The organism is Candidatus Eisenbacteria bacterium (assembly GCA_016867495.1).
Taxonomy (GTDB): Bacteria; Eisenbacteria; RBG-16-71-46; order CAIMUX01; family VGJL01; genus VGJL01.
Genome location: VGJL01000188.1, coordinates 1 through 5,024, shown reverse-complemented (window position 1 = coordinate 5,024; position 5,024 = coordinate 1). Strand labels below are relative to the sequence as shown.

Below are 5,024 nucleotides of genomic sequence, written 5' to 3'. Positions count from 1 at the left end.
CGCTGCGGTCTTGCGGGCGGGCTAGACGAGCCCCTGATCGAGCATCGAGTCGGCGACCTTGATGAATCCGCCGATGTTGGCGCCGGCGACGTAGTTGATGAATCCGTCGGGTTGCTTGCCGTACTTCACGCAGGTCGCGTGGATGCTCTTCATGATGTTGTGCAGACGCTGGTCGACCTCCTCCCGCGTCCAGGAGAGGCGCAGAGAGTTCTGCGACATCTCGAGGCCGGAAGTCGCGACGCCGCCCGCGTTGGCTGCCTTGCCCGGACCGTACATGATCTTCGACTTGAGGAAGGCCTCGATGCCGCCCGGCTCGGTCGGCATGTTGGCGCCTTCAGCGACGCAGATGCAGCCGTTCTTCACGAGCGTCGCCGCATCGCCGGCGTTGACCTCGTTCTGGGTGGCGCAGGGAAGCGCGATCTCGCACTTCACGACCCAGGGCCTCTTGCCCTCGAGGTACTCGCACTTGTACTTGGCGGCGTACTCGCTGATCCTGCCGCGCTTGACGTTCTTCAGGTCGAGGACGTAGTTGAGCTTTTCCTGGTCGATGCCGTTCGGGTCGTGGATCGTTCCGTTCGAGTCGGAGAGGGTGACGACCTTGCCGCCCAACTGGTTCACCTTCTCCACGGCATACTGGGCGACGTTCCCGGATCCGGATACAGCCACCGTCTTCCCCTTGAACGATTCGCCGCGCGTACCGAGCATCTCCTGGGCGAAGTAGACCGTGCCGTAGCCGGTCGCCTCGGGACGGATGAGGCTTCCGCCCCAGTTGATCCCCTTGCCGGTGAGGACGCCGGTGAACTCGTTGCGGAGCCTCTTGTACTGCCCGAACATGAAGCCGATCTCTCTTCCGCCCACGCCGATGTCGCCGGCCGGCACGTCGGTGTTGGGTCCGATGTGGCGCGAGAGTTCGGTCATGAAACTCTGGCAGAAGCGCATCACCTCCATGTCCGACTTCCCCTTCGGATCGAAGTCGGAGCCGCCCTTGCCGCCGCCCATGGGCAGCGTCGTCAGGCTGTTCTTGAAGACCTGCTCGAATCCCAGGAACTTCAGGATGCTCAGGTTGACCGTCGGGTGGAAGCGAAGCCCGCCCTTGTAAGGTCCGATCGCGGAGTTGAACTCGATCCGGAATCCCTTGTTCACCTGCGCCTGTCCCTTGTCGTCCATCCAGGGGACGCGGAAGAGAATCACGCGCTCGGGCTCGACGATCCGCTCGGGGATCTTGGCCTCCAGGTAGTGGGGGTGCTGCTGCAGGTACGGCCAGATCGAATCGATGACCTCGTGGACCGCCTGGTGGAACTCCTTCTCGCCTGGGTTCTTGGCGATCACATACTCCATGAATGCTGCTACGGAGCTCGGCATCTTCCCTCCTCCATTGAATCCCATCCCGCCCCGCCCGCCGGGGCTCCTTGTCGGGCACCCGGCTATTCTCTATAAGAGGCCGGGGAGATGGCAAGGGGCAAAACGGCCGCGGGGCTCCGCGAGCCGGCCGGGGTCGCCGGATGGCCGCCCTAGGCGACGTCGCGTTGCGGCACGCGCTTGGCGAGGCGCGCGGGCATCCAGTCGCCGGGCTCGCGCTCCAGCCAGCAGGCGATCTTGTCGAGGAAGGTCTTGCGCTGGATCGGCTTCGACAGATAGTCGTCGCACCCGGCCTCGAGCGTGCGCTCCGCGTCGCCCTGCATGGCGCGGGCCGTCAGGGCGATGATGGGGATGCCGTCGAAGAGCGGGTCCTGGATGATCCGCCATGCCGTCTCGTAGCCGTCCATCACGGGCATCATCATGTCGAGGAGGAAGAGGCGTGGCGGGCTCTCCCTGGCCGTCTCGAGGGCGAGGAGGCCGTTCTCCACGATCGTGACCTCGTAACCCGCGTTTCGGAGGATGGTGCGAAAGACATACTGGTTCGTGGGATCGTCCTCCGCGATGAGGATCCTGGTCGCTTCCTGTGAGGATGTCATTGCCGGTGATGCTCCTTCATTGAGCGTGTCCTATGCCGCCATCGCCATGTCGGTGAGATCTCCGTCATGCCGCGTCAGGCCCCGGGCGAGGGGAATCTCGACGCTGAAGCAGGAACCCTCCCCCAGGACGCTCTCGACGGAGATCCGCCCCCCCATCATATCGATGAGCCGGTGCGAGATCGTGAGGCCGAGACCCGTGCCGCCGAACTTCCGCGACGGGGTGCCGTCCACCTGCCGGAACTCCTGGAAGATCGTCTGTAGATCATGCTTGTCGATGCCGATGCCGGTGTCGCGGACCGACATCTCGAGGGTGTTCGGGCCCTCCTTCACCTCCGCCGCGACCTCGACATACCCGCGCTCGGTGAACTTGATCGCGTTGCCGAGCAGGTTGACGAGGATCTGGCGCACCCTGTCGCAATCGAGGCGGACGGTCGGCCCGGCTGGGATCCTCGCTCTCAGATCGAGCCCCTTGCCCGAAGCGAGCGGCTCCATCTCCGTGACGGCCCGCCGGAGCTCCTCCATCACATCGCAGGGCTTCAGGCTAAGCTCCATCTTCCCGGCCTCTATCTTCGACAGGTCGAGGACATCGTTGATGAGCCGCAGGAGCCCCGACCCGCTGCCATGGATCATCGCCACGTGGGATTGCTGCTCCTCGGTCAGGTCTCCCGCGAGCCCGTCCTTCATCAGTTCCGAGAGGGCGAGGATCGCGTTCAAGGGGGTCCGCAGCTCGTGCGAGACGCTCGCCAGGAAGGCGCTCTTGAGCCGGCTAGCCTCGAGCGCCCGCTCCGTCTGCAGCTCCAGTGCGATATTCTTCTGCCGCAGCTGTTCGGTGCGCTCGCGGATGCGCCCCTCCAGCTCCTGATTCGCCCTCTCCACCTGCCTGCGGGAATCGCACAGGGCCCGGCTCATCGTATTGAACGTGCCCGCCAGGATTCCGATCTCGTCATTAGAAGTCACCCGAACCGGCTCGTCGAACCTGCCCGCCGCCAGCCTCTGAGCGGCCTCGGTCAATCGAATGAGGGGCGTGGTGAGGCGCCGCGCGATCGAGTGGCTCACGACCACGCTCACGACGGCCACCCCCAGCAGTGTCAGGATTCGCCAGAGGATCGAGGTCATGAGGGCGCGGCTGGTTCTCTCCATCGAATACATGATCAAGAGTTCGCCGATCGCCAGACCGGCGGTGTCCCGCACCTGCGTCGTGGCGACGAGGAAGCCAGGATGCGCGTGGATCGCGGAGCCCCCGCCGTGCAGCGGACAGAGCGGGACCCCGGGATCGTCCCCCATGCTCACAAAAACCTCGCCGTTGGACTTCCGGACCGTGACGTAGCGTATGTCGGGGATCTTGAAAAGGCCGGCGAGTGTCGTCTGGACCGAGCCGGGCATGCCGAAATCGAGCCCCGCCGAGACCGTGTGCGCCGTCACCTCGGCCAGCGAGATGAGCGAACGCTCGGTCTGCCGGAGAGTCGCGTTGCGCAGGTGAAGGCTCGTCGTCACGGCAATGACAAGACAAGCGCCCACGGCGATCCCGGGGATCGCTATGAGCAGCTTGCTTCGTATGGTTCTCGCGCGTTCGGTGATCAATCCAGTTTCCGCCGAGCCTCGGTTCGTTTCTCGCCCGTGCGACGATGTTCCATGATGCCCCCGACTTCGTTCCGGGCTTTGTGTCGATCCAACATGCTCCGGGAGCCTCAGTTACCTATCGGCCGGGCCCCGCGACGCTTTGAGGACTCTCGGCTCCGCTCCCCGCGGCTCCGGGGGCCGAGGGGCGGCGGGCCTCGCGCTGCGGGCCCATGCTCCCGGCGATGGCTTGCGGGAGGGGCCTGAGCGGCGTAGAATCTTGAAAGGTAGTATCTTGGGCCGCCAGCTGATGGGCCGCGCGGGCATCGCAGCATGGGCCCCGCTCGAGCGCGGTCTTGAGGATCCAAACACAAGGAGTTAGGGATGCCAGTCGCTATGCGTCGTGCCTTGATTCTCTGCGCGCTGTTCGCCCTGGGGGCGACTGCCGCGCACTCCTTCGCACCGGTCGCCGAGCGGGAGGATCTCGCGATCCCCGCGCCCGGAGCCGAGAGGGTTCCCACCTGGGAGACGACCGAACTGCAACCGGCTCTCCATCCGGAGGCGGCCGCTTTCGAGGGCCGAGCCGGAGCCGGGTGGCGTTATCAGTGGAACGCCCTGACCGGGACTCCGCACGCGGTCTACGGGGCCGGCGTGCAGCTCACGGGCGGCCCGATAGCCACCGAGTCGGCCGCGGAGGCCGCAGCCCGGTCGTTCATCGCGCAGAACGCGGCCTTCCTCGGGGCGGATCCGGCCGGCCTGCGCGTGCGCTCCGTCGTGAACGCGATGGGGAAGTGGGGGGTCATCTTCGATCAGCTCCACCAGGGGATCGAGGTCGAGGGGGCGCGCCTGCGCCTGGTCATGACCGAGTCGGGGCGCCTCTACTACTTCGGGTCGGATCTGCATCCGAGCATCCGCCTCGGGACCTCTCCCCTTCTCGATGCCGCCGCCGCGGCGCGCAAGGCGGCCTCGGAGGTCCGGTTCATTCCGGGCCGCGATCTGGACGAGGGGGGCGAGCTGTTGATTCTTCCCGTTCCGGAAGGGGAGGGGATGGGATACCGGCTTGTCTGGCGGGTGCGGCATCGTGTGGAGGAGCCGTTCGCGATCTGGGTGTCGTACGTGGACGCGGCGACGGGCGAGGTGGTGTGGCGGTATGACGATGTTTGCTACGCGAACGTGGTGGGGACGACGGCGGGGAACGTGGAGGACTACGGGTACTGTTACGGGGAGCAGGATCGGCGGCTGCCGAACATGCGGGTGGCGGTGACTGGTGGCAACAGCGGCTATTCGGATCTGCAGGGCAACTACGAGATCACGCATTCCGGGACGGCGCCGGTGACGGTGACGGCGCAGCTGGACGGTCGTTGGATCAACGTGAACGATCAGCTGGACGGGGACGGGACGTTCACGGGGACGGCGACGCCTGGCGTGGCGTTCGAGATTCGCTGGACGGATGCGTGGGAGAACGACGCGGCGCGGGACATCTATCTGCACGGCAATCGGATTCACGACGCG

4 protein-coding genes are annotated in these 5,024 nt (G+C 65.8%); 1 reads left to right on the top strand and 3 read right to left on the bottom strand.

Annotated features, from left to right (window positions below):
• Positions 1 to 21: 21 nt before the first annotated feature.
• The 3 genes from FJY88_11880 to FJY88_11870 form a co-directional block, all read right to left on the bottom strand.
• Complete coding sequence (locus FJY88_11880) at positions 22 to 1,362, bottom strand: NADP-specific glutamate dehydrogenase (protein ID MBM3288032.1); 1,341 nt, start codon at positions 1,360 to 1,362, stop codon at positions 22 to 24.
• A gap of 149 nt (positions 1,363 to 1,511) precedes the next feature.
• Positions 1,512 to 1,955, bottom strand: coding sequence for a response regulator (locus FJY88_11875; protein MBM3288031.1), 444 nt, complete (start codon positions 1,953 to 1,955; stop codon positions 1,512 to 1,514).
• A 30-nt stretch (positions 1,956 to 1,985) separates the two neighbouring features.
• On the bottom strand, positions 1,986 to 3,536 hold the full coding sequence (locus FJY88_11870) for a HAMP domain-containing protein (GenBank protein MBM3288030.1): 1,551 nt from the start codon (positions 3,534 to 3,536) through the stop codon (positions 1,986 to 1,988).
• Positions 3,537 to 3,896: 360 nt separating this feature from the next.
• On the opposite strand from FJY88_11870, the gene FJY88_11865 reads away from it, so the two are divergent.
• A partial coding sequence (locus FJY88_11865) for a hypothetical protein (GenBank protein MBM3288029.1) occupies positions 3,897 to 5,024 on the top strand: 1,128 nt, incomplete at its 3' end.